Origin of the sequence: Lentzea sp. NPDC058450 (genome assembly GCF_042721395.1) — a bacterium.
Lineage (GTDB): Bacteria > Actinomycetota > Actinomycetes > Mycobacteriales > Pseudonocardiaceae > Lentzea.
In genome coordinates, this window is the sequence record NZ_JBHXLO010000017.1 from 156,267 (window position 1) to 180,239 (window position 23,973).

The window sequence follows — 23,973 nt, forward strand, 5'->3', positions numbered from 1 at the left end:
GTTTCGGCTTTCTGGGGGAAGCGTGACGCACTATCCGGACCTCTCGCCGTACGAGTACTTCCCGTCACGGGTGCCGATGGTGAACGTGGGCTGGCTCGACCCGCCGCACGACTTCCCGACCGGCCCCGCGCCCGACGGCCTCGTCGCGAAGTTGTGGCGGCTCGCGAAGAGGCCGCGGAACATGGCGCGCGGCTTTCACTGGTGCGGGTTCTGCGAGGACGAGGACCGGTTCGACGACCTGCCCCTGGCCAGCGGCGAGATCCACGTCGAGCTGGACGGGGTCCGGTACTCGGCGCCCAGACTGGTGGCGCATTACGTGCGGGACCACGACTACCTGCCGCCTCAGGTGTTCGTCGACGCCGTGTTGGGCCGAGGCGCACACCTGAACCACCCGGACGCGTGACACGATTCGGCGTATGAAGTGGTACGCGGACAGACCTGCCAGGTTCACGCGTCAGCTGATCGCCGACCTCCTCGCCGCCGGCTGGGTGGCCCTCTGGATCTGGGTGGCGACCACCGCCCACGACTGGGTGCTGCAGCTGCGGGCGCCCGGCGACGGCCTGGTCAACGCCGGTGGCAGCATCCGGGACGCCTTCTCGAACGCCGCCGGCAAGGCCACGGGTGTGCCGTTCGTCGGTGAGGACCTGTCCAACGCGCTCGGCAACGGCACGAAGGCGGGCGAGACGCTGACCAGCGCCGGCAACGCGCAGATCGGCGTGGTCCAGGACTCCGCGTTCTGGCTGGCGGCCGCACTCATAGTGATTCCCGTGCTGTTCCTGCTGATCACGTGGTTGCCGCTGCGGTTGCGGTACGCGCGCAAGGCCGCCAACACCGCGCGGTTGCGGGACAAGCCCGACCTGCTGGCGTTGCGGGCGCTCACCTCGTTGTCGCCGCGGGAGCTCGGGAAGTTCGACGGCGATCCGGCCGTCGCGTGGCGGACCGGGGACGTGGACGTGATCGAGGAGCTGGCCCGGCGTCAGCTGGCGAGCGTGGGGGTGCGGGCGTGATCACGCTCTCGGTGATCGCCGCGGTGGTGGCGATGTGCGCGGTGGCCGTGTCTTTGTGGCAGGCCCGCGAGGCCAAGAACGCGCAGGAGGCCGCGCGGCAGTCGCAGGAGGCGACGGCCAGGGCGCAGGAGGAGGCGCAGGCCGCGCGCAAGGCCGTCGAGCAGGCGACGGCGAGCGCTTTCCAGGCCAAGAACGCGCTGGAGGAGGCCAAGAAGGCCGTCCACAAGGCGGAGGAGGCGGCGCGGCAGTCGCAGGAGGCCGCCACGGCGTCGCGGATGCTGGCCGACGAGGCGCAGCTCACCGCGCACCAGGCCGCGACCCAGGTCGGCGAGCTGGTCGGGGTCCTCGCCGCGGAACGCAGCCGGGCCGGCATGCCGACGTTCGCCATCACGCCCGGCGCGCCCGACGAGTTCCGGCTGAGCTACTTCGGCGGGCCCGCGGTGATCGAGCAGCTCACGGTGTCGGTGGTCCCGGGCAGCCGGGTGCTCGGCCTCTCGCAGTACGACGAACCGCCGGTCGAGCACCTCGACGTCGGCCCGCTGCACAACGGCTCCACGGTCACGTTCCGCGCGGCGACCGGGCAACGGGCCAGCGCGGTGTTCCAGATCAAGGCGGAGCCGTGGGAACCGATCGTGGTGCGCGCCGAGTGAGGCAGGCGGCGACGCTCGACCGGCTCTGCGGAACGTGCGGCGGTCCGGGAGACAGCGGCTTCGCGCAGATCGGCGAGAACGGCGTGCTGCGCTGGGAGCTCGACGAAGGCTGCGCGAGCTGTCAGGTGCAGGGCTGCGATCGAGGGCCGGGACCCGGCTCGGCGGAGCTGCGGGACGTGCTCGGGCTCTCCGTCGCCGACGCGAGGGAGACGGCCCGTGGGCCCGGCCACGAGGGCACCCTCGTGGAGCTGTCGCTCGTGGCCGGGCTGCTGAACGTGCCGGGACCGGTCAGTACACGGGGCCGGTGAACTTCTCGCCGGGGCCCTGGCCGGGCTCGTCCGGCACGGCGGAGGCCTCGCGGAACGCGCGCTGCACCGACTGCAGGCCGTCCTTCAGCGGGGCGGCGTGCGGGCCGAGGTACTCGGACGTGGCCGTGACGAGGCCGGCGAGGCCCGTGATCAGGCGGCGGGCCTCGTCGAGGTCGCGGCGCGGGGAGTTGTCGGGGTCCGGGTCGGCGAGGCCCAGGCGCTCCGCGGCGGCGGACAGCAGCATCACCGCGGCCCGGCTGATGACCTCGATGCTGGGAACATCTCCGAGGTCGCGGACGCTGTCTTCAAGCGGATCGGTCACGCCGACATTCAAGCAAGACGCCCCGGACGACCCACGTCACAGGCCCGCGATTCGGGGGTTGACAAGAGCGTCTGCTACTATTTCCGACGCGACCAGCTCTCGTGAGTGCGAGAGCGGCAAGTGGAGCCCCGCTCCCACCCGCGATCACCGCTTCTGGAGGTGGCCGGGTCCGGTCCTCCTGGCAGTCAGGGCGCACGGGCGTCCGAGCAGGCAGGTGTGAGATCGGTTGGAAGCGGGCCCTGTCGTCGACATCGACGACGGGGCTCTTGTCTTTGGCGCAACCGAGTCTCAAAGGACGTGAATGACAAGTCCCTCGAACCGCGGTGCACCCGTCAGCACCGAGCCGCGCATCAACGACCGCATTCGGGTGCCGGAAGTTCGTCTGGTCGGGCCGAATGGTGAGCAGGTCGGGATCGTTCGCATCGAGGACGCGCTCCGACTCGCGCAGGAAGCGGATCTCGACCTCGTCGAGGTCGCCGCTCAGGCTCGCCCGCCGGTCTGCAAGCTCATGGACTACGGCAAGTTCAAGTACGAGACCGCGCAGAAGGCTCGCGAGTCGCGTCGGAACCAGCAGCTGACGGTCATCAAGGAGCAGAAGCTCCGCCCGAAGATCGACCCGCACGACTACCAGACGAAGAAGGGCCACGTGGCCCGCTTCCTCTCGCACGGGAACAAGGTCAAGGTGACCATCATGTTCCGCGGTCGCGAGCAGTCGCGCCCCGAGCTCGGGTACCGGCTTCTGCAGAAGCTGGCGGAGGACGTCGCGGAGCTCGGCTTCGTGGAGTCGAACCCCAAGCAGGACGGCCGCAACATGATCATGGTGTTGGCGCCGCACAAGAACATCAAGCCCCGCGTGGTCAAGCACGATGACGACGACGCGCCCGAGGCGGACTCCGCTTCGGAAGAGGCGTAGGACGCACGCCCGCCCCCGGACCCGGTGGGTAGCACGAGACGAGGACGGAAATGCCGAAGAACAAGACGCACAGCGGGACCTCGAAGCGCTTCAAGGTCACCGGCAGCGGCAAGATCCTCCGGGAGAAGGCCGGCAAGCGCCACATCCTGGAGAAGAAGTCCAGCAAGGTGACGCGTCGCATGAGCGGCACCGCGGTCGTGTCGGAGAACGACGCCCCGCGCATCAAGAAGCTGCTCGGTCTCTGACCCGCTTCGACACCCCCTAGCTAACTCGGGAAACCGGCCCCCGACGCCGGTTTCCCCATGAGATCGACAGGATGTACCCGTGGCACGCGTCAAGCGGGCTGTAAACGCCCAGAAGAAGCGTCGTACCGTTCTTGAGTTGGCCAGCGGTTACCGCGGCCAGCGCTCGCGGCTGTACCGCAAGGCCAAGGAGCAGGTGCTCCACTCGCTCAACTACGCGTACCGCGACAGGCGTGCGCGCAAGGGCGACTTCCGCAAGCTGTGGATCCAGCGCATCAACGCTGCGTCCCGTGCGAACGGCATGACCTACAACCGCCTGATCCAGGGTCTTCGCCTGGGCGGCGTCGAGGTCGACCGCAAGATCCTCGCGGACCTCGCCGTCCACGACGCCACCGCCTTCACGGCGCTCGTCGAGATCGCCCGCAAGGCGCTCCCGGCCGACGTGAACGCTCCGGCCGGGGACAAGGCCTGAGCCAGCACGCTCGCAAGCACCACCGACCCGAGGCAGATCCGTTCACCGAACGGACGCCTCGGGTCGTTGCTGCTCGCCACCTGACGCGCCGCCAGGGCCGTGACAAGGCAGGTCGTTTCCTCGTCGAGGGCGCCCAGGCCGTGCGCGAGGCCCTCGCCTGGCGTGGCGGCGAGGTGCACGAGCTCTTCGTCACCGCCACCGCCGCCGACCGCAACCCCGAGCTGCTCGACGCGGCCGCCGACCAGGGCGTCCGGATCAGCGAGGTCACCGACAAGGCAGCGGACTCGCTGTCGGAAACCGTGACGCCCCAGGGCGTCGTCGCGGTCTGCGACGCCGTCCCGCAGCCTCTGGACCAAGCGCTGAAGGGCACCCCGCGTCTCGTCGCCGTGCTCTACGGCGTCTCGGACCCCGGCAACGCGGGCACCGTCACGCGGGTCGCCGACGCGGCCGGAGCCGACGCGGTGATCTTCGCGGGCGACACCGTCGACCCGCACAACGGTAAGTGCGTGCGCGCCTCCACCGGCTCGCTCTTCCACCTGCCGATCGCCCGCTCCCGCGACGCGGCCGAGGTCTTCGCGGCATGCCGCCAGGCCGGTCTGCGGCTCGTGGGCGCCGACGGCTACGCGCGGCAGGACCTCGTCGAGGCCTCCGTCGCGGGCGAGCTGAAGCAGCCCACCGCGTGGGTGTTCGGCAGCGAGGCGCACGGCCTGCCCGACGAGGTGAAGGCCGAGCTCGACACGGCGCTGAAGGTGCCGCTGTACGGCGCCGCCGAGAGCCTGAACCTCGCGACGGCGGCCGCGGTCTGCCTCTACGGCTCCGCGCGGGATCAGCGGAATTGAGCTGACGGGCACCGGGCGCGCGGCTACTGTGCGCCCCGTGCGCGAACCCGAGATCGAACTCCTCTGCTCCCAGCTCGCCTCCTACTACGTCTTCCCGGACACGGCCAACGAGATCGCGAAAGTCCTGCGCGCCCGCCTCGACGAGGGCGCTTATTCCACTTTGGACGACGACGAGGCGTTCGCGGCCGCGGTGACCGCGGATCTGCAGTCCGTCAACGGCGACAAGCACCTCCGGTTGCTCTACAGCGCCGAGGAGGTCCCCGAGACCGGCCAGGAGTCGGCCTGGGACCCGGTGGCGTACAAGAAGGAAGCCGAGCTGGACGCGTTCGGCATCCGCAAGATCGAACGGCTCGAAGGCAACGTCGGCCTGCTGGAGCTCAGCCTCCTGCACGACGCCGAGATCGCCACCCCGGCGATCATCGCCGCGATGAACCTGATCGCGCACACCGACGCGTTGATCATCGACCTGCGCAAGAACGGCGGCGGCGACCCGCACACGGTCGCGCTGGTCTGCAGCTACCTGTTCGACGAACAGGTGCACCTCAACGACATCTACAACCGCCCCGAGGACACCACGCAGCAGTTCTGGACGCTGCCGCACGTGCCGGGGCCGAAGTTCGGCGGCAAGAAGCCCGTCTACGTCCTCACCAGTGCCCGCACGTTCTCCGGCGCGGAGGAGCTGAGCTACAACCTCCAGCAGAACGAGCGCGCGACCCTCATCGGCGAGACCACCAAGGGTGGCGCGCACCCCGGCGACCGCTACCGGGTCGGCCCGCACCTCAAGTCGGCGGTGCCGAACGGCCGCGCGATCAACCCGATCTCGGGGACGAACTGGGAAGGCGTCGGAGTCGTCCCGCACATCGCAGTACCCGCAGATGAAGCGTTCTCGGTCGCCTACAAGAAGGCGACCGAGAACAAGTAACTAATCCAAGCGGGCGGTCAGCTCGCGCACGAGGGGATCGGTGCCAGACGGCTTGTTCTGGCGCCGCATCGCCTCCGACAGCACCGACAGCACGTTCCCGGCCTGCTCGTCGTCCGGCAGCAGCGACGCGGCCCGGCGCGCCTCGGTCTCCGCGCCCTCGGCGTCGTCCGACCGCAGCAGCATGCCCGCCGCCTTCAGCACGACGAACACCCGCCATCCCTTGTCGCCCAACGACACCACCAGCGCCTCGGCGTCGCGGTACTGCTTCATCGCCAGCGCGAACTCACCGACCTGGCCGTGCACCCACGCCCGGATCGCGGCGATCTCGGCCTTGCGCCGGGTGACCTCCTGCTGGTCCTCGACCTCCACCAGCAACGCCTCGGCCTCGTTCAGCGCCGCCCGCGTCTCGGTGACCTCGTCCTCCGGCAGGTTCGAGGCCAGCTCGACCAGCGACCCGATCGCCTCGAAGAGGTTGCCCTCCTGGTGCCACAAGGCGGCACCCGCGCGCCACGACGCCGTCGCCTCCTCGTGCTTGCCCAGCCTGCTCTGCACCGAGGCGAGCGCGTCGAGCAGGAACGCCCGCCGGCCGATCTCCTCAGGCGGCAGCAGGTCGGACGCCTCGCGCAGGTGCCGTTCGGCCGCGGGCAGCTCGCCGAGCTGGCGGCACACCTGGCCGAGCCGGAACACGACCTGCAGGCGCAGGTCCTCCTGGCCGGGCTGGAGCAGCCGCAGCGACTCCTCCAGCACCTCGGCGGCCTCGACGAACCGGTTCGTCTGCACGTAGCCGGCGCTCAGCGTGAAGCAGAACGCCGCCGTGTGGCCGTCGGAGAGGTGCACGCGCGAGATCGCCACCGCGTCGCGCAGTTCGGCGAGGTGCGCGGACTCCTGGTCCAGCTCCTGGATCGCGGCGCACTGGTGCCAGACCGCCTCGGCGCGTTCGGGCAGCGGGAACGCGGCCACGTAGGCCTTCGCGGTCGCCATCGCCTCGTCGACCTTGCGCAGCAGGGTTTCCAGCCGCAGTCGCACGCGGAAGCCGTTGAACCGCGCGCTCGGCGTCATCTCGCCGGCCGTGACCGCCACGATCTGGGCGTACGCGCCTTCGAGGTCCTGTTGCCGCGCGAGGTGTTCCGCCGCGTCGACCCCGACGTGCCCGCGCAGCGCCGGAACGTCCAAAGCGGACGCGAGCGCGATCATCTCGCCGGCCTTCTCGTGGTCGTGCGCGTTGTTGTGGATGTCCGCGAGCGTCAACGCGGCGATCGCGCGCGTGTGGTCGGACTCGGCCTCGGCGAGGCAGCGCTCGGCGATCTCCAGGCCGTCCTCGAAGGTCTCCGCCACGCGGGCCTGGTGGCGCAGCGCGATGTCCGGCGGCAGCGCGGTGAGCAGCTCCTCGAACCGGGCCCGGTCGAACGGCACCGCGCCCGTCGTCATCCGCCGGATGCCCGCGTGCGCCGCGAGATCGGGTGGCAGCAACGCGTCCATGTCCTCGGGCAGCGAGGCGAGCGCGCGGGTCGCCGCCACGAAGTCGCCGTGGTCGAACAGCGTCACCATCGACTCGGCGATCTCCACCGGGTCACCGGACACGACGGGCTCCTCGGCCGCGGCCGCCACCGGGGCGGCGGGCACGGCGAGCTCGACGGCCGGGTAGTCCTCGCGGGCCAGCGTCTCGGTGAGCTTGTCGAGCGACGAGGTGGTGCCGTTGCGCGCGTCGAACTGCTTCGCGAGCTGGGTCGCCCGCTTCGTCAGCCGGTCGCGCAGCTCGGGGGCGGTGCGGGCGCCGACGCCGGGCACCTCGAACACCGTTTCGTCCGGAAGCCGTTGCAGCAGCACGGAAGCGCTCGTGCAGAACGCCATCTCGTCGGACGGCAGCTGCACCGCCGTCACCTTGTGCAGCGACCGGCGCAGGATCTCCTCGCCGCGCGCGAGGTTGCCCGTCAGCGCGCAGAACCGGATGTGCTGGTGCACGTACGAGGTGATCTCGTCGTCCTTGATCAACCGGTACGCGGTGGTGTGCGCGTGCGCGGCCTTCTCCAGCTCACCGGCCTTCAGCAACGGCCACAGCAGCGCCGACAGGATGCCCTGCGGCTGCGTGGAACATCCCGTGTCGACCGTCAGCCCCTCGAAGCCGTGCGCGATGGCCTCCTCGTGCCGGCCCAGGTGCGACAGCATCGACACCTGGCCCTCGGTCACGCACGACGCGCAGTCCGACATCGGCCCGCTCTCCGCCGCGAGGTACCGGCCGAGGTGCTCGGCGAGCGCCGCGTCGTCCCCGACGTGCTGCGCGTACCGGGCCCGCGCGCCGTGCACCGGCTGCACCGCGAAGCCGCGGCTGCCGTAGCGGTCCACGAGCTGCCCCAGCACGGCCTGCACCTGCTCCAGCGAGAACTTCGGGTCCCGCATCAGGCCGGAGAAGATCCACTTGTGGGACCAGCTCAGCCTGTGGACCTCGTACTCGTTGAACGCCTCGGGGTCCTTCTGCTCGGCGGCCAGCAGCCACGCGAACGGCGACAGCATCAGGTCGTAGCGCGCCAGGTGGTAGCCGGAGTCGATCTGCGCGACCCGGCACGACACCCCGAGCGGCAGGTGCCCGAGCGAGTCGGACATCCGCGCGGCCCGTTCCAGCGCCTCGTGCTTGGGCATGCCCGTGGGCATGTTGTACGCGTCGAGGAACGCTCTTTCCGCGTCCTCAGCGGTGAAGTCGGCCATGGTCACTTACCCCCAACAGCGCGGTCCAGCAGTTCCAGGAACGAGCGGTTCAGCGCCGCCGTGTCCTTCGGTCGCATCGCCCGCCGAGCCTGCAGAACGGCGTGCACGTAAAGAGATTCGAGCGTCAGCTCCACCAGCGCCGGGTCGGTCAGCCGCGCGAGCCGCTGCACCAGCGGGTTGCGGGTGTTGAGCACCAGCTGCTCCGGCCGTCCCGAGTCGGACCCGGCGGTGAGCTGGCCCAGCAGCTCCGCCCACAGCGGGTCCGTCACCTCTTCGGCCGTCTGCTCGGTGTCGAGCTTGCGCTGCTGCTCGGCGTTGCTGATCAGCAACGCGGGCAGCGAGACCGGGTCGAAGTCGCGGATCACCGCGTCGCAGTCGTGCCGGTCGAGCGCCCCCGCACCCTCGGACAACCGCAGCCGCAACGCCGTCTCGATGTCCGGCTCGGGATCGGCCAGCGCCGCCAGCAGCTCCGACGGGGCCACCCGGCGCGCGACCGACGGGCCGTCCAGCGCGCTCAGCCGGTTCAGCAGCTCCAGGTCGTAGGCGTAGCCCGCGTTCACCAGGCCGAGGCCCTGCGCACCCGCGACCGGCGCGAGCTGGTGGAACTCGTCGACGTCCGGGATGTAGAGGATCGAGCCGTGCTTGCGCTTGAACTGCCGCAACGGCATCGCGCCGTCCGTCGTCTCGAACGGCAGCCAGCGCTCGACCAGCCGCAGCATCTCGTCGTCCGAGCGGGCCAGCGACTTGATGCCCAGGTGGTGCGCCGCCAGCAGCTCGCCGGCCCGGCGCGGCTCGATCGCGTCCAGCCGGATCAGCCAGTCGCGGATCTGCTCGCCGAGCTCCTCGCGCACCGCCAGCAGCATCTCGTCCTGGTACAGCGACTCGCGCGACGCCGTCGGCCGGATCGCGGACGCGTCGACCACGCACCGCACGAAGTACGCCCAGTCCGGCAGCAGGCCCTCGACGTTGTCGCCGACCAGCATCCGCTTCAGGTACACCCGGTGCGTCTGGCGCGTGCCGGGGTGCACCCCGGACGGCAGCACGAACGCGACCCCGGTCAGGCCCGCCGCCTCGACCTCGATCGGGATCGCCTCGAACGGCGTGAACCCCAGGACCTGTTCGCAGTACTCCGTCAGGTCCGCGTCCTCGTCGTCCCAAGGCCGTTCGCCGCGGGTGACCTTCTTGCCGTCCAGGGTCACCGACGCGGGCAGCAGATCGCCGTAGTCGACCACCAGCGGGCGCACGACGTCGGCTTCGAGCCAGTGGTCGTTGCCGCGCGACGCCGTCAGCGTCACCGTCGTGCCGACCGGGACGTCACCGTCCACTTGAGACACCGTGTAGTTGCCAGAAGCGTCGGCCTCCCAGCGCACAGCCGGGCCACCGTCCCGCGCCGACCGGGTGATCACCGTCACGGAGGAGGCGACCAGGAAGCACGACAGCATGCCCACGCCGAACTGGCCGAGGAACCCCTCGCGGGCGAACCCCAGGTCGTCCCGCTTCGACGTGCGGCCGAGCGTGGACAGCAGGTCGTGGACCTCGGCCTCGGTCAGCCCGATGCCGGTGTCGGTGATCGTCAGCGTGGAACCGCAGGTGATCGTCACCTCGGCGGGGCAGGACGGGTCCAGCTCGCGCCTCGCCGTGATCGCGTCGACGGCGTTCTGCAGCAGTTCCCGCACGTAGACGCGCGGACTGCTGTACAGGTGGTGGCTGAGCAGGTCGATGATGCCGCGCAGGTCGACGCGGAAGGTGTGCGACATGATGCGCCCATCCTAGGGACGACACGGGCACTGGTGCCGCTCTTTAACGGAAGCGCTCAGAGCGGTCAACACGGCACCGACTAGGATCGGTCTGTTCATTGCCAAGTCCGTGACGGGAGCTGTCCTACCACCATGTCCGGAGCCAACGACCCGTACGACCCGAAGCAGGTCGCGGCGCTGTCGGCCGAGAACCTCGACGCGGCCGTGCAGAAGGCGCGCGAGGCGTTCGCCGGAGCGGCCGACCTGGAGGCGCTGGCCTCGGTCAAGCCCGGCCACCTCGGCGACCGGTCTCCCGTGCTGCTGGCCCGCCGCGAGATCGGTGCCCTGCCGCCCAAGGCCAAGGCCGAGGCGGGCAAGCGGGTGAACGAGGCGCAGTCCGCGATCAGGACCGCGTTCGACGAGCGCCACGCCGTGCTCCAGGTCGAGCGCGACGAGCGGGTCCTGCGCGAGGAGTCCGTCGACGTCACGCTGCCGTGGGACCGCATCCCGCGCGGCGCGCGCCACCCGATCACCACGCTCGCCGAGCGCATCGGTGACGTCTTCGTGGCCATGGGCTACGAGGTCGCCGAAGGCCCCGAGCTCGAGACCGAGTGGTTCAACTTCGACGCGTTGAACTTCGGCAAGGACCACCCCGCCCGGTCGATGCAGGACACGTTCTACATCGCGCCCGGCGACTCGCAGCTCGTCCTGCGCACGCACACCTCGCCCGTGCAGGCCCGCACGCTGCTCGAGCGCGAGCTCCCCGTCTACGTCGTGTGCCCCGGCCGCACGTTCCGCACGGACGAGCTCGACGCCACGCACACCCCGGTCTTCCACCAGGTCGAGGGCCTCGCGATCGACAAGGGCCTGACCATGGCCCACCTCAAGGGCACGCTGGACGCGTTCGCGCGCTCCATGTTCGGCGAGGACTCGAAGACCCGCCTGCGCCCGAGCTTCTTCCCCTTCACCGAGCCGTCGGCCGAGGTCGACGTGTGGTTCCCGGAGAAGAAGGGCGGCGCCGGCTGGGTCGAGTGGGGCGGCTGCGGCATGGTCAACCCCAACGTGCTGCGCGCCACCGGCGTCGACCCGGACGTCTACTCCGGCTTCGCGTTCGGCATGGGCCTGGAACGCACGCTGCAGTTCCGCAACGGCCTTCCCGACATGCGCGACATGGTCGAGGGCGACGTCCGCTTCACCCAGCCTTTCGGAACGGAGGCCTGATCCGGATGCGCGTCCCGGTCAGCTGGCTGGTCGAACACCTCGGTTTCGACGAAGTCCCCACGCCCGACGAGCTCGCCGAGGCGTTCATCCGCATCGGCATCGAGGTCGAGGAGGTGAGCCCGCTCGGTCCCGTGACCGGCCCGATCGTCGCCGGTCGCGTCGTCGAGATCGAGGAGCTCACCGAGTTCAAGAAGCCGATCCGCTACTGCAAGGTCGAGGTCGGCCCCGAGCAGGTCAACCAGGTCATCTGCGGCGCCACGAACTTCGTCGAGGGCGACTCGGTCGTCGTCGCGCTGCCCGGCGCCGTGCTGCCCGGCGGGTTCTCGATCGCCGAGCGCAAGACGTACGGCCGCGTGTCGCAGGGCATGCTCTGCGCCGCCGACGAGCTCGGCATCGGCGACGACCACTCGGGCATCCTCGTGCTGCCCACCGGCACCGCGCAGCCCGGCGACGACGCGCTGGAGCTGCTCGGCCTGAACGACACCGTCCTCGAGCTCGCGCCGACGCCCGACCGCGGCTACGCGTTCTCGGTCCGCGGCCTCGCCCGGGAGATCGCCTGCGCGCTGGAGGTCCCGTTCGGCGACCCCGGCCTCGCGGAGATCCCGGAGCCCGAGGGCGAGGCGTGGCCCGTCCACATCGAGGACCGCGACGGCTGCTCGCGCTTCGTCGCGCGCCGCGTCACCGGGGTCGACCCGACGGCGCCGACGCCGTGGTGGATGCGCCGCCGCCTGATGCTCGCGGGCATGCGCTCGATCTCGCTGCCGGTCGACGTCACGAACTACGTGATGCTCGAACTGGGCCAGCCGCTGCACGCGTTCGACGCCGCGTCGCTGTCCGGCACGCTGACGGTCCGCCGCGCGCTCGTGGGCGAGAAGCTCACGACGCTCGACGACTCGGTGCGCGCGCTGGACGTCGACGACATCGTCATCGCCGACGACTCCGGCGTCATCTCGCTCGCGGGCGTCATGGGCGGTGCCTCGACGGAGGTCCAGGACACCTCCTCGGACATCCTGCTGGAGGCCGCGAACTGGGACCCGGCGTCCATCGCGCGCACGGTCCGCCGGCACAAGCTGCCGTCCGAGGCCGCGAAGCGCTTCGAGCGCACCGTCGACCCCGCTCTGGCCCCGGTGGCGCTGGAACGGGCCGCGAAGCTGCTCAACCACTACGCCGAGGGCTCGATCAAGCCGGGCCGCACCGACGTGGGCGTGCCGACGCTGCCCGAGGCGGTGTCGATGCCGATCGACCTGCCGGACCGCATCGCCGGCGTCCGCTACGCCCGCGGCGTGACGGCCCGCCGTCTCGGCCAGATCGGCTGCCAGGTCTCCGTGACCACCTCGGAGGAGGGCCAGACGATCGTCACGGCCGTGCCCCCGACGTGGCGCGCCGACCTCGTGCAGCCCGCCGACCTGGTGGAGGAGGTACTGCGGCTGGAGGGCTACGACACGATCCCGTCCGTGCTGCCGCCCGCCCCCGCCGGCCGCGGCCTGACCGAGCAGCAGCGCCGCCGCCGCACGGTGTGGCGCACCCTGGCCGAGGACGGTTTCGTCGAGGTCAAGCCGTTCCCGTTCATCGACCCGTCGGTGTTCGACGCGTTCGGCCTGTCCGCCGACGACATCCGCCGCAACACGGTCGGTGTGCTGAACCCGCTCGAGGCCGACAAGAACGTGCTGGCCACGACCCTGCTGCCGGGCCTGCTGGAGACCCTGCAGCGCAACCTGGCCCGTGGCGTCCGCGACGTCGCGCTGTACAACGTCGCCCAGGTGACGCTGCCGCGCGCGCAGCAGGTCCCGGTGCCGTCGCTGGGCGTGGACCGCCGGCCGACCGAGGCCGAGGTGGCCTCGATGCTGGCCGCGCTGCCGCAGCAGCCGCTGCACGTGGCGGGCGTTCTCACCGGTCACCGCGAACGCGCGGGCTGGTGGGGCAAGGGCCGCGTCGCCGACTGGTCCGACGCCGTCGAGGCGGCCCGCCGCGCCGGCGCCGCGTACGGCGTGACGTTGCGCGTCGTGGCCTCGGACCTGCTCCCGTGGCACCCCGGCCGCTGCGCCGAGCTGCGCGTGGGCGACTGGCCCGTCGGCCACGCCGGCGAGCTGCACCCGAAGGTCGTCGAGGCGCTGGGCCTGCCCAAGCGCACCGTGGCGTTCGAGCTCGACCTCGACGCGCTGCCGCTGGACGACCACCGCCCGGCCCCGACGGTCTCGGCCTACCCGCCGGTCCTGCTGGACGTGGCGCTGGTCGTGGACGACTCGGTGCCGGTGCAGTCGGTGTCCGAGGTGCTCGGCGCGTCCGCGGGCGACCTGCTCGAAGACCTCCGCCTGTTCGACGTCTACACGGGCGAGCAGCTGGGCGAGGGCAAGAAGTCGCTCGCGTACTCCTTGCGCTTCCGCGCGCCGGACCGCACGCTGACGGTGGAGGAGGCGACCACGGCCCGCGATGCCGCCGTCGCCGCCGCCGGCGAACGCTTGGGTGCGGCACTCCGCGCCTGATAGGCTACAGCGAGTGAGGCCCGGGATTTCTTCGGAAATCCCGGGCCTTTCGCGTCATCAACGCCCTGACCTCCAGTCCGCGTGCGCGGGTAGCCGATGCATGCTGGTTGACAACAGTGCCGCCAGGGTCCTCGTTCTCGTGTCTTGTGCACGCTGTGTAGTGATTGAGCGTTCTCCAAACTTGGTGCAGTCCCACCGAGCACCACCCCCAGGAGAACGAACATGCGCAAGCGCACCGCGGTCATCGCAGCAGTCGCAGTCCTCGCCGTCGGCGGCGGCGTCGCCTACGCCGCGTGGTCGAGCACCGGCTCCGGTTCCGGCTCCGTCGGCTCCACCACGAGCGTCAACTCGACCATCTCCCCGGTCGCCGGCGCGACCGGCCTGTACCCCGGCGGCAGCGTCGACTTCCAGGTGACCGTGAACAACCCGAACGCCTACCCGGTCGCCGTCACCTCGATCAGCGCGGGCACCTCGGCCATCACCGCGGACGGCTGCGCGGCCGGCACCGTCACCAGCCCCGCCGTGGCCAACCCGAGCGGCACCATCGCCGCGAACGGCACCGCCACCTACACGCTGCGGGCGACCATGAACGCCAACGCCGCCGACAACTGCAAGTCCCAGACGTTCTCGCTGCCGCTGACCGCGGCGCTCGTCTCGGCAGCCTGAGCCGTGCGCATCGTCCTCGTCGTGGTCGCCCTGCTCTTCGTCCCGGGCGGCTCGCCCGCCCCGGGCAAGGCGTTCACGATCGCGGACGCCGGCACGGCGACGGGGTTGGTCCCCGGTGGGACGGTGACCCGCGCGGTGCGGGTCACCAACCCCGACAACCAGGCCATCAAGGTCACCCGGCTCGACACGGCGGTCGGACGCCCGTCCCCGCAGTGCCCGGCCGGCGCGGTGACCGCGGACCCCCTCGCGGCACCGGTCGTCGTGGCCAAGAACGCCCACGCCGACGTGGCGCTGACCGTGCGCATGGCCGCTTCCGCACCGAACGCCTGCAAGAACCTCACCTTCCCCCTCACCTACTCGGGAACGGCGATCAAGCCATGATCAGCTTCAGGGACCTCGTCCGCAGGCGTTACGTCCGCCGTGGCGTCGTCGTCCTCGCGGTCGCGACGGCCGCGCTCGGGTCCGGCGTCGCGTACGCGGCCTGGACGAGCTCCGGCACCGGCAGTGCCACCACGAAGGCGGGCACGGCGCAGGCTCCGGTGGTGACCGGCGGCGCGGTCGTCACCGGGACCCTCTACCCCGGTGGCGCGGGTGACGCGGTCGTGAACGTGTCCAACCCCAACCCGTACCCGGTGACGGTCACGTCGATCGCGCCCTCGCCCACCGTGCCCGCCACCTGCGGTGTCACGTTCGCCGAGCGCTTCCCCGGCACGTCGCTCGCCGCTCGCAGCGGCGCCGTCGCCATCACGTTCAGCGTGACGATGGCGTCGAACGCGCCGAACAGCTGCCAGGGCGCGACCATCGACGTGCCGGTGGTCGTGACGATCGCGAGCGGGACCGGGGCATGAGGCGCCTGCTGCTCGCGGTGGCGGTGCTGTGCCTGCTCGCGGCCCAGCCCGCCTCGGCGGCCTGGCAGACGTCGGCGCCGGGAACCGCCAAGGCCAGGGCGGGCACGGTCGCGCCGGTGGTGGTCATCTCGTGCCTGAAGGGCCTCGTGACCGTCGTGACGTGGCAGCCGGTGTCGGGCGCCAGTTTGTACACAGTATTGTGGCAGAACGGAAACGGGGCCAACGCCGACTTCAACCGGAGCGCGACGACCGGCCTCCTGACCCACATCGTGCCCGCCTCCATCGACCGCGTTCGAGTCCAAGCGACCGTAGGCAGCTGGGTCACGAGCTACACGCAGATAAATTGCCCATGAAAGTTCGCTCGATCGGCTGAGTCCCGTTCACCGGGATTTGGGATCAAACCAGCAGGTGGTAGCCCTGCGTAGCTGTCAAGGTGCCAAAGGTCCTTCATTACAAGGGGAAATCGGCGCCCGTCGGACGCTTGCGCAGTACGTGAAGCTTCTCCAAGATTGGCGGCGCGGCCCGCTAGGGCCGAGGGGCGAAGCGATGAACCACCGGGCGAGTTGGTCGCCGGTCCGGTGGGGAGCTAGAGGCGAACCCACCGCCTGGAGCAACAACTCTGGAGAGTTGCGCCATGCGTAGTCTGGGTCCGCGCCTTGAGGTCGCCGTGTCGTTGACGATCCTCATGGTCGGCGCGGCTGTCGTGGCGGCCATGCACCTCACGTGGCCCAAGCCGCAGCTGCCCGCGATGGCGTACTCCGTGAGCAGCGGCGAGTCCGGGATGCAGCAGCTCAAGCCGTTCGAGATCAACGACATCTCCGGCGCGGCCGTCGAGCTCACGCCCGGCGCGGTGGGGGAGCGCAAGGTCCGCCTGTCGAACCCCAACGCCGTCGGCATCATCGTCGAGAGCCTGTCCGCGGTGCCCGGTCAGCCGCTGGACGCCACGCAGCAGCGCGTCGAGGGGTGCCCGGCCGGGGTGCTGACCGTCGTGCCGCTCACCGACGTCGTGGAGATCCCCGCCGGGGGAGCGGTCGAGGTCACCATGAAGGTCGAGGTCGCGAAGGACGTCCCGGCCGCGTGCGCCGAACTCGTCTTCCCGCTCACCTACTCGGGCCGCGCGAAGCACGGCTAGCCAGTGCCTCTCGAGCCGCCGGCCACTCGTCGGCGATCATCGAGTAGACGACCGTGTCCCGTTGCGTTCCATCAGGCCGTGCGACGTGCGCGCGCAGCACGCCGTCCCGTTGAGCACCCAGCTTCTCGATCGCCCGTTGCGAGCGAACGTTCGCACCGTCCGTGTACCAGGCCACGCGCAGTGCGCCACGCACGTCGAACGCCTCGGACAGCAGCAGTAGCTTCGCCTCGGGGTTGATCGCCGTGCCGTGCCACGCGCTGCCCACGATCGTGTAGCCGATCACGAGCCGCCGGTTCTCCGGCGAGACCTCGTAGAACGACGTCGTGCCGACGACACGGCCCGTGGCGACCTCGATCTGCGCGAACGCCTCACGAGAAGACATCGCGGATGCGATCCACGCGCGCATGTCGTCGACAGAAGAAGGCTGACTGCTCAGCAACCACGTCCAGATGTCCGGATCGCGAGTGACCTCGAACAATTCTGAGGCATGCTCTAGAGACAACGGTTCTAGACTGACATGTTTCCCTCTCATGTGTACTGACGCTAAAGGTGTTTCAAGGCTTCGCGACGTGACAACGGTGACAGTCCCGGCCGTTCGGAGACGAACGCACGCACCCATCCCGGCTCGGTCTTCGCGAACTCGCGCAACGCCCACCCGATCCCCTTGCGCAGGAAGAAGTCCGGATCGTCCGCGTTGGCGTCGACGCACGCGGTCAGCAATTCCACGTCAGTGGCGCCCTTGAAACCGAGCTGGCAGATCACCGACGTGCGCCGCCGCCACTTGTCCGCGTCGACGGACCACCGCAGCATCAACGGCCGCACCACCTCCGGTGCCGACCGCAGCAACGGGCCCACGCGCTTGGACGCGATCTCGTCCACGTAGTCCCACCACGCGCCGGTCACGATCATCTCGTCGAACCACGGCAGCAGGTCGACGGACTGGAAACGCTTGTCACCGCTCAACGTGAGCGCGACGTACCGTTCCTCGCGATAGGTGGCCTCGCGCCACAACGTCTGCACGGCGTCGAGCCACTCGTCCCGGTCGTGCAACCGCGGCAACGACTTCAGCAGCGCGACGCGTCCCGGTTTCTGCACGCCCAGGAACGGCATGTCGGACTTCATGTACGCCTGCATCTCCGGCGCCTTCACCGGATCCGCGAGCTCCTCGAGTCCGGCTCGAACCGCGTCGATCAAGGAAACCTTAAGGGTCACGTCCAAACGGTATAGGCATTAGGAGTAGCCCAGTTGAGATTTATGGCCCCATCGGTACCGAAAGTGCTAACGAACACGCAAAACATCACTTGAGTGGAGGCTTCTGTGAACAGAACGGGTGCCACACCCATATACAGTTCGCGTTCATGCGCGTGCTGATGGTCGTGGCGGCGCTCGTGCTCGGCAGCATGGGTGCTACCAAAGCGGAGGCGGTGGATTACCTGGATCTGCCGCTGGTGAACGGAAACGGCGAGCAGCGGGGTGGCGTGCACCCCGATCTGCCGACCGACCGTGCCACCATCGAGCAGGCGCTGACCGGCTACCGCGCGCAAGGCCTCTCGCCCATCCGGTTCAAGGCCCTGCTGTGGCACTACTGGGTGATCCGCGCGGCCGAGGACGCCGGCGTGAACCTGGCCGAGTGGGACCCGCAGCGCACCGCCGAGTCCAACCGCAAGGCGATCTTCGCCGTCTACGACTTCTACGCGCGCCTCTACCTCGCGCAGCCGGACACGTTGCGGTGGATGGGTTTCGCGAACATGGGCGCGCCCGCGTTCGCCGCCGGCATGCTCGACCTCGGCTCGATCCCGGAGCTGCGCTGGTTCTCCACCATGTTGATGGCCATGCAGAAGCACATCTTCATGGACCTCGGCGCGATGCACGCCGCCTACCTGCACGGCGGGATCGAGGCGATCCAGGAGATGCGCGACGCGGGCATCATCGACGCGGACACCACGAAGGCCTGGGAGGACCCGGCCACCGCGGTCATGGCGTTCTCCTCGCGCGAGCAGAACCTCGTGATCCCCGACCAGTTCGACCGCATGCGCGGCCGGTTACTCCCGCCCGGCGAGATGGTCACGTACGCGATCACGGTCGCCGGACCGATGCCCGTGCCGGGCGGCAGGACCCCCGCGCAGTACAAGCCGCTCTTCGGCGGCCCGCTGCCCGCCTTCAACTACGCCGACCGCGTCGCGCGCTGGGACTTCCTGAGCAAGGACACGATCCCCGCCTACGAGCGGCTCACCCGCGAGGCCGTGCACAAGATCGTGCAACGGCCGTTCGCCGACAGGGTCGCCGACTACCGGGCCGCGGCCAGGCTGGTCGACCTGCTGCCGTTCCGCAGCGGTGTCCGATAGCGGCCACTGTTCATTCTGTTCAGGCGTGGATTCGCACTCCCCGACGTAGGCTGTCGACCATGACGTCGTACGACTACGACCTGATCGTCATCGGCTCTGGTCCTGGCGGCCAGAAGGCGGCGATCGCGGGTGCGAAACTGGGCAAGCGCGTGGCGATCATCGACAAGCAGGACATGATCGGCGGCGTCTGCACGAACACGGGCACGATCCCGTCGAAGACGCTGCGCGAGGCGGTCATGTTCCTCACGGGCATGAGCCAGCGCGAGCTGTACGGCGCCAGCTACCGCGTCAAGCAGGACATCACCATCACCGACCTGATGGCCCGCACGCAGCACGTCATCGGCCGCGAGGTCCAGGTCGTGCGCGCGCAGCTGCACCGCAACGGCGTCGACCTGCTCAACGGCTTCGGCCGCTTCCTGGACGAGCACACCATCGCCGTCGACGGCGCCCACCGCGGCGACCACACGACGATCACCGGCGAGTACGTCGTGATCGCGACCGGCACGACGCCCGCGCGTCCGTCCGGGGTGGACTTCGACGAGGAGCGCATCCTCGACTCCGACGAGGTCTTCGCGCTCACCGAGATCCCGTCGTCGCTGGTCGTGGTCGGCGCGGGCGTGATCGGCATCGAGTACGCGTCGATGTTCGCCGCGCTCGGCACCCGCGTCACGGTCGTGGAGCAGCGCGAGAAGATGCTCGACTTCTGCGACCCCGAGATCGTCGAGTCGCTCAAGTTCCACCTGCGCGACCAGGCCGTCACGTTCCGGTTCGGCGAGAAGGTCGTCAACGTCCAGGTCTCCGACGGCGGCACGGTCACCACCCTCGCGTCCGGCAAGCGCATCCCGGCCGCCGCCGTCATGTACTCGGCGGGCCGCCAGGGCACCACCGAGAAGCTCGACCTCGCCGCCGCCGGCCTCGAAGCCGACCCCCGCGGCCGCCTGACCGTCGACGAGCACTACCGCACGCCCGTCGAGCACATCTACGCCGTCGGCGACGTCATCGGTTTCCCGGCGCTCGCCGCCACGTCGATGGACCAGGGCAGGCTCGCGGCCTACCACGCGTTCGGCGAGCCGGTGCACGACCTGACGGCGTTGCAGCCCATCGGCATCTACACGATCCCCGAGATCTCGTACTGCGGCGCGACGGAGACCGAGCTGACCTCGTCCGCGATCCCGTACGAGGTGGGCATCTCCCGCTACCGCGAGCTCGCCCGCGGCCAGATCGTCGGCGACGCGTACGGCATGCTGAAGCTGCTGGTGTCCACTGTGGACCGCAAGATCCTCGGCGTGCACGTCTTCGGCACCGGCGCGACGGACCTCGTGCACATCGGCCAGGCCGTGATGGGCTGCGGCGGCACGGTCGACTACCTGGTCGACACGGTCTTCAACTACCCGACGCTGTCCGAGGCGTACAAGATCGCGGCACTCGACGCCACGAACAAGATCCGCGCCCTGGAGCGCTTCACGACCCGCTGATCACGACCGCGTCAGGCCGGCGTCGTGCGCGACGATGGCGGCCTGCACGCGGTTGGTGACCTCCAGCTTGGGCAGGATCCGGCTGATGTGCGCCTTCACCGTGCCGGTCGCCATGAAGAGCTGCTCGCCGATCTCGGTGTTGGACAGCCCTTCGCCCACGAGCTTGAGCACACCCCGCTCGGTCTCGGTCAGCGCGTCGATCTTGCGGCGCGCGTCCGAGCCGTCGTTCGGCGCGGTCAGGTGCCTCTCGATGAGGCGCTTGGTGATCTGCGGCGCCAGGATCGGTTCGCCGGCGGCGGCCTTGCGCACGGCGGTGATCAGCTCCTGCGGGGGCGTGTCCTTCAGCAGGAACCCGGTCGCGCCGACCTTCAGCGCCTGCGCCACGTAGGAGTCCTCGCCGAACGTCGTGAGCATGACGACGTTGGCCCGCGAGGCGATCTGCTCGGCCGCCTTCAGCCCGTCGCCGCCGGGCATGCGGATGTCGAGCAACGCCACGTCGATCGTGTGCTTCAACGTCAGCTCGACGGCCTGCCTGCCGTCGCTCGCCTCGGCCACCACGGTGATCTCGGGGTCGTTCTCCAGGATCAGCCGGATTCCGGCGCGCATCAACGTCTCGTCGTCGGCGATGAGAACTCGGATCACGACGAGCACACTACGGGCGTTCCTGCTCCTTCGAGGACAGAACGCCCTCGCGGAAGCACAGCTTGTACGCGAGGTCGGGGTTGTGCGAGGTCCGGAACCGCGAGCAGCCGTCCACCCCGAGCACCCCGACGCCGAACTGCTCGTACACCTCGCCCTCCGGCGTGACGCCCACCTTCAGCGAGTCGAAGTACGGCGCGTTCATCTGCGTCGGATTGAGCAACGTGAAGAGCAGCAACACGACCAACGCACCCGCGATCGGCACCAGTGCCAGCAACCCGAGGCATCCGCCGCCCAGCACCCGCGGCACCGTCAGCACCTCGGCCGCGAGCAGCGGCGGGACCTCCTGGACCTCCACGCTGGCCTGGTCCGCCTGGGCCTGCGGGTGCAACGGCACGTCCGCCGCCACCCGGAACCCGCCCTCGACCGGCGGTCCCGCGCTGAACGACCCGCCGAGCAGCCCGACGCGTTCCTCCAGACCGACCAGACCGCGCCGGGCGCCCTTGCCGGGCCCCTCCGACGACGGACCGTTCAGCACCTGGATGCGCACCCGGCCTCCCTGCACCGCCACCTGCACCCGCGTGCGGGCCGACGGCGCGTGCTTGGCGGCGTTGGTCAGCGCCTCGCGGACGACCCGGTGCACCGCGCGGCGGGTGCGGGGGTCGGCGCCGTGCAGGTCGTCGCCGGACCAGTCGAGCGCCGACCCGGACGCGTCGACCAGCGCGGTGATGTCGGAGCGGGTGCCGGTGTCCTCGTCGAGCGACTCGGGTTCGGGGTTCGTCCGCAGCACGCCGAGGATCTCGCGCAGCTCGGCCATCGCGAGCGACGACGTGGTGCGGATCAGCTCGGCCTGCTCGTGCAGCTGCGGGGCCTTGCTCGCGGTCGTGAGCTCCAGCGCCCCGGCGTGGATGGAGATCAGGCTGAGCCGGTGCCCGAGCATGTCGTGCATCTCGCCGGCGATGTGCGCGCGTTCGTCGGACCTCGCCGACGCGGCGGTGAGCGCCCGCGCCCGTTCCAGGTACTCGTTGCGCTCCTGCAACAGCCGGACCATCGGCCTGCGCCGGCCGAGCAGCATCCCCGACACCGCCGGGAACAGCACGAAGAACACCGACCCGAGGACCGCGCCGGCCAGCGCCTCCCAGAGCGGCATGCTCCGGTAGCTCTCCTGGATCTGGCTGAAGCCGCCCTGCAGCACCGTCATGATGCCGAGCAACGCCCACAACCGGCCCATCCGGTCGATGCGGCGGCACGCGGCGAAGACCACGAACGTCGTGATGGCCTGCGCCCACAGGTTGTTCACCGCGAACAGCGGCGCGGTCAGCAGCAACGCCCACTCGGGTTTGCGCGGGGCGAGCCACACGAGCCCCGCGATCCACAGCGCCGTGGCGACGGTCAGCGTCCAGTGGGGCTCGGGGGCGAGCGGGGCGATCAGCGGCACCAGGCCGACGAGGAACGCGAGCAGCGACCAGACGTACCTCATCGGGCGAGCTCCCTCTTCGTGGTCATCAGCCCGGTGTTCCGGTCGAAGCAGAGCTCGAAGTCGCGGTCGCCCGAGTCCTTCACGGGATAGCGGTAGCAGCCGGAGTTGTCCGACAGGACGCCGAACCCGTACGTCTCGGTGATCTCCTGCTCGTGCGTGACGGCCGTCTGGAACGCGTCGTACTCCTCGCGGCGCATGTCGTTGCGACCGAACACCGCGACTATCAGCAGCACGAACACCGTGCCGAGCGCGGGGACGACCGACAACGTGGCCAGGCAGCCGCTGCCGACCGCGCGCGGCACCGTGAGCACCTCGGCGGTGATCGGCGGCGGCGCCTCGGCCACGGCGTTCGCGGCGGTGGTCTCCTCCGGCACGACCGGGTGCAACGGCAGGCTCGCGGTCACCCGGAACCCCTGACCCGTCGGCACCTCCGCGAGGAACGACCCGCCGATCAGCTCGACGCGTTCCTCCAGGCCGATGAGACCCCGCCGGGTGCCGGCACCCCGGGGCGCCGCGCTCGGGCCGTTCACGACCTCGACGCGCACCCGGTCGGTGACGGCGACCGATACGCGCGCGTTGGCCGACGGCGCGTGCTTGTGCACGTTCGTGAGTGCCTCACGCACGACGCGATGCACCGCTCTGCGCAGGCGTGCGTCGGCGTTGGCCAGGTCGTCGCCGGTCCAGTCGAGGCGCACGGTGAGGCCTGCTGCTGAGGACGCCGCCACGAGCCGTTCGACGTCCGCGCGCGTACCGGCGTCTTCGTCGTGTTCCCCGGACGCGCCGAGCACACCGAGGATCTCGCGCAGTTCCTCCATCGCGACGGCGGACGTCTTGCGGATCAGCTCGACCTGTTCGCGCAGTTCAGGGGCCTGTTCGGCGGCGGACCGCTCCAGCGCGCCCGCGTGCGCGGTCAACTGCCGGAGCCGGTGGCTGAGCATGTCGTGCATCTCGCTGGCGATGTGTGCGCGCGTAGCCGACCGTGCCGTGCTCGCGGTCAACGCGCGCGCGTGCTCCAGGTAGTCGTTGCGCTCCATCAACACCTGGGTCAACGGCTTGCGCCGCCCGATGAGCGCCCCGGACACGGCGGGGAAGACCAGCAGGAACACGACCGAGAACAGCGTGCCGAGCAGGTACTCGACCAGGCCGTCCCCGGCGAGCCACGAGTGCAGGCCGCCGAACGCCGCCTGGAGCGCCGCCGTCACCCCCACCAGCGCCCACAGCTGGCCCTGCGACCGGATCGACCGCGCCGACCGGAAGATCACGAGCGACGTCGGGGCGATCGCGAGCAGGTTGTTGACGCCGTTGAGGGGAGCGGTCAGCACGATCGCCCACCGCGGCCGGCGCGCGCTGAGCGGCACCAGCGCCGCCGCCCACACCGCGGACAGCAGGATCAGCCACGGCGGAGCGGGCCTGCCGAGCGGCGCGACCAGCGTCACGAGCGCCACCAGGAAGGCGGCCGCCGCCCACAGTCCGTCGCGCACCTTCACGTTCACGCCGATCATCATGGTCGACCGCCTGTGGCGCACCACAGCGCCAGGTGGCCCGATCGGGTGGCCGACTGGCCATTCGC

At 70.3% G+C, this 23,973-nt stretch carries 26 protein-coding genes; 18 read left to right on the top strand and 8 right to left on the bottom strand.

The annotated features are described in order from the left end of the window. The first annotated feature begins 22 nt into the window (after positions 1 to 22). From ACFWNN_RS25960 to ACFWNN_RS25975, 4 genes are read left to right on the top strand one after another with little or no spacing between them, the layout of a single operon-like run. Positions 23 to 403: a hypothetical protein gene (locus ACFWNN_RS25960; protein WP_382442516.1), complete on the top strand. Its 381-nt coding sequence runs from the start codon at positions 23 to 25 to the stop codon at positions 401 to 403. Between the two features lie 13 nt (positions 404 to 416). Then, the gene (locus tag ACFWNN_RS25965) at positions 417 to 1,007 is read left to right on the top strand and encodes a hypothetical protein (protein ID WP_382442517.1); all 591 of its coding nucleotides are present in this window, start codon (positions 417 to 419) and stop codon (positions 1,005 to 1,007) included. Next, a complete protein-coding gene (locus tag ACFWNN_RS25970) occupies positions 1,004 to 1,657 on the top strand; it encodes a hypothetical protein (RefSeq protein ID WP_382442518.1) in 654 nt (217 codons plus the stop codon). Before ACFWNN_RS25965 ends, ACFWNN_RS25970 begins: the two co-directional genes overlap by 4 nt. After that, on the top strand, positions 1,654 to 1,965 hold the full coding sequence (locus ACFWNN_RS25975) for a hypothetical protein (RefSeq protein ID WP_382442519.1): 312 nt from the start codon (positions 1,654 to 1,656) through the stop codon (positions 1,963 to 1,965). The genes ACFWNN_RS25970 and ACFWNN_RS25975 overlap by 4 nt, the downstream gene beginning before the upstream one ends. Here ACFWNN_RS25975 and ACFWNN_RS25980 read toward each other — a convergent pair. Next, positions 1,946 to 2,287 (bottom strand): DUF1844 domain-containing protein, encoded by a 342-nt coding sequence (locus tag ACFWNN_RS25980; RefSeq protein ID WP_166054225.1) that lies wholly within the window; start codon positions 2,285 to 2,287, stop codon positions 1,946 to 1,948. The two genes, ACFWNN_RS25975 and ACFWNN_RS25980, sit on opposite strands and share 20 nt — an antisense overlap. 301 nt (positions 2,288 to 2,588) lie before the next feature. On the opposite strand from ACFWNN_RS25980, the gene infC reads away from it, so the two are divergent. The 5 genes from infC (at position 2,589) to ACFWNN_RS26005 (ending at position 5,675) form a co-directional block, all read left to right on the top strand. Then, positions 2,589 to 3,200, top strand: coding sequence for a translation initiation factor IF-3 (infC, locus tag ACFWNN_RS25985; RefSeq protein ID WP_382442520.1), 612 nt, complete (start codon positions 2,589 to 2,591; stop codon positions 3,198 to 3,200). Between the two features lie 50 nt (positions 3,201 to 3,250). Next, complete coding sequence (rpmI, locus tag ACFWNN_RS25990) at positions 3,251 to 3,445, top strand: 50S ribosomal protein L35 (protein WP_086663968.1); 195 nt, start codon at positions 3,251 to 3,253, stop codon at positions 3,443 to 3,445. Positions 3,446 to 3,524: 79 nt separating this feature from the next. Then, a complete protein-coding gene (rplT, locus tag ACFWNN_RS25995; RefSeq protein ID WP_382442521.1) occupies positions 3,525 to 3,914 on the top strand; it encodes a 50S ribosomal protein L20 in 390 nt (129 codons plus the stop codon). Then, positions 3,911 to 4,753 (top strand): TrmH family RNA methyltransferase, encoded by an 843-nt coding sequence (locus ACFWNN_RS26000; RefSeq protein WP_382442556.1) that lies wholly within the window; start codon positions 3,911 to 3,913, stop codon positions 4,751 to 4,753. The genes rplT and ACFWNN_RS26000 overlap by 4 nt, the downstream gene beginning before the upstream one ends. A 37-nt stretch (positions 4,754 to 4,790) precedes the next feature. After that, positions 4,791 to 5,675, top strand: coding sequence for a S41 family peptidase (locus ACFWNN_RS26005; RefSeq protein WP_382442522.1), 885 nt, complete (start codon positions 4,791 to 4,793; stop codon positions 5,673 to 5,675). On the opposite strand, the gene ACFWNN_RS26010 is transcribed toward ACFWNN_RS26005, so the two are convergent. Then, positions 5,676 to 8,378, bottom strand: a complete 2,703-nt coding sequence (locus tag ACFWNN_RS26010; protein ID WP_382442523.1) for a hypothetical protein — start codon at positions 8,376 to 8,378, stop codon at positions 5,676 to 5,678. A 2-nt stretch (positions 8,379 to 8,380) separates the two neighbouring features. Further along, a complete protein-coding gene (locus ACFWNN_RS26015) occupies positions 8,381 to 10,135 on the bottom strand; it encodes an HSP90 family protein (protein ID WP_382442524.1) in 1,755 nt (584 codons plus the stop codon). 132 nt (positions 10,136 to 10,267) lie between these two features. Here ACFWNN_RS26015 and pheS point away from each other — a divergent pair, with 132 nt between their 5' ends. The 7 genes from pheS to ACFWNN_RS26050 all read left to right on the top strand — a co-directional run bounded on the left by pheS (position 10,268) and on the right by ACFWNN_RS26050 (position 16,464). Continuing rightward, the gene (gene pheS / locus ACFWNN_RS26020; protein WP_382442525.1) at positions 10,268 to 11,335 is read left to right on the top strand and encodes a phenylalanine--tRNA ligase subunit alpha; all 1,068 of its coding nucleotides are present in this window, start codon (positions 10,268 to 10,270) and stop codon (positions 11,333 to 11,335) included. Positions 11,336 to 11,340: 5 nt separating this feature from the next. Then, a complete protein-coding gene (gene pheT / locus ACFWNN_RS26025; RefSeq protein WP_382442526.1) occupies positions 11,341 to 13,818 on the top strand; it encodes a phenylalanine--tRNA ligase subunit beta in 2,478 nt (825 codons plus the stop codon). A 222-nt stretch (positions 13,819 to 14,040) separates the two neighbouring features. Continuing rightward, the gene (locus tag ACFWNN_RS26030; protein ID WP_382442527.1) at positions 14,041 to 14,484 is read left to right on the top strand and encodes a hypothetical protein; all 444 of its coding nucleotides are present in this window, start codon (positions 14,041 to 14,043) and stop codon (positions 14,482 to 14,484) included. 3 nt (positions 14,485 to 14,487) lie between these two features. Further along, positions 14,488 to 14,865 (top strand): hypothetical protein, encoded by a 378-nt coding sequence (locus ACFWNN_RS26035; RefSeq protein WP_382442528.1) that lies wholly within the window; start codon positions 14,488 to 14,490, stop codon positions 14,863 to 14,865. Then, positions 14,862 to 15,332, top strand: a complete 471-nt coding sequence (locus ACFWNN_RS26040) for a hypothetical protein (protein WP_382442529.1) — start codon at positions 14,862 to 14,864, stop codon at positions 15,330 to 15,332. Before ACFWNN_RS26035 ends, ACFWNN_RS26040 begins: the two co-directional genes overlap by 4 nt. Further along, positions 15,329 to 15,685 carry a hypothetical protein gene (locus ACFWNN_RS26045; protein ID WP_382442530.1) on the top strand — a complete coding sequence of 119 codons (357 nt, stop codon included), beginning with the start codon at positions 15,329 to 15,331 and terminating at the stop codon, positions 15,683 to 15,685. The genes ACFWNN_RS26040 and ACFWNN_RS26045 overlap by 4 nt, the downstream gene beginning before the upstream one ends. A 281-nt stretch (positions 15,686 to 15,966) precedes the next feature. Beyond that, positions 15,967 to 16,464 (top strand): hypothetical protein, encoded by a 498-nt coding sequence (locus ACFWNN_RS26050; protein WP_382442531.1) that lies wholly within the window; start codon positions 15,967 to 15,969, stop codon positions 16,462 to 16,464. On the opposite strand, the gene ACFWNN_RS26055 is transcribed toward ACFWNN_RS26050, so the two are convergent. Next, positions 16,433 to 16,996 (bottom strand): GNAT family N-acetyltransferase, encoded by a 564-nt coding sequence (locus ACFWNN_RS26055; RefSeq protein WP_382442532.1) that lies wholly within the window; start codon positions 16,994 to 16,996, stop codon positions 16,433 to 16,435. The genes ACFWNN_RS26050 and ACFWNN_RS26055 overlap by 32 nt on opposite strands. Before the next feature lie 11 nt (positions 16,997 to 17,007). Continuing rightward, positions 17,008 to 17,676, bottom strand: a complete 669-nt coding sequence (locus ACFWNN_RS26060; protein WP_382442533.1) for a DNA alkylation repair protein — start codon at positions 17,674 to 17,676, stop codon at positions 17,008 to 17,010. A gap of 146 nt (positions 17,677 to 17,822) precedes the next feature. Between ACFWNN_RS26060 and ACFWNN_RS26065 the strand changes: the two genes are divergently transcribed. Both ACFWNN_RS26065 and sthA read left to right on the top strand, forming a co-directional pair. Further along, positions 17,823 to 18,809 (top strand): hypothetical protein, encoded by a 987-nt coding sequence (locus ACFWNN_RS26065; RefSeq protein ID WP_382442534.1) that lies wholly within the window; start codon positions 17,823 to 17,825, stop codon positions 18,807 to 18,809. 59 nt (positions 18,810 to 18,868) lie between these two features. Then, positions 18,869 to 20,284, top strand: coding sequence for a Si-specific NAD(P)(+) transhydrogenase (sthA, locus tag ACFWNN_RS26070; protein WP_382442535.1), 1,416 nt, complete (start codon positions 18,869 to 18,871; stop codon positions 20,282 to 20,284). Here the strand turns inward: sthA and ACFWNN_RS26075 are convergent, their stop codons facing one another. Genes ACFWNN_RS26075 through ACFWNN_RS26085 form a run of 3 tightly spaced genes read right to left on the bottom strand, consistent with a single transcriptional unit; the run spans position 20,285 to position 23,896 of the window. Continuing rightward, positions 20,285 to 20,926: a response regulator gene (locus tag ACFWNN_RS26075; protein ID WP_382442536.1), complete on the bottom strand. Its 642-nt coding sequence runs from the start codon at positions 20,924 to 20,926 to the stop codon at positions 20,285 to 20,287. It abuts the gene before it with no gap. A 10-nt stretch (positions 20,927 to 20,936) separates the two neighbouring features. Continuing rightward, positions 20,937 to 22,403 carry a histidine kinase gene (locus tag ACFWNN_RS26080; protein ID WP_382442537.1) on the bottom strand — a complete coding sequence of 489 codons (1,467 nt, stop codon included), beginning with the start codon at positions 22,401 to 22,403 and terminating at the stop codon, positions 20,937 to 20,939. Beyond that, positions 22,400 to 23,896 (bottom strand): sensor histidine kinase, encoded by a 1,497-nt coding sequence (locus ACFWNN_RS26085; RefSeq protein WP_382442538.1) that lies wholly within the window; start codon positions 23,894 to 23,896, stop codon positions 22,400 to 22,402. Before ACFWNN_RS26085 ends, ACFWNN_RS26080 begins: the two co-directional genes overlap by 4 nt. Positions 23,897 to 23,973: the final 77 nt, after the last annotated feature.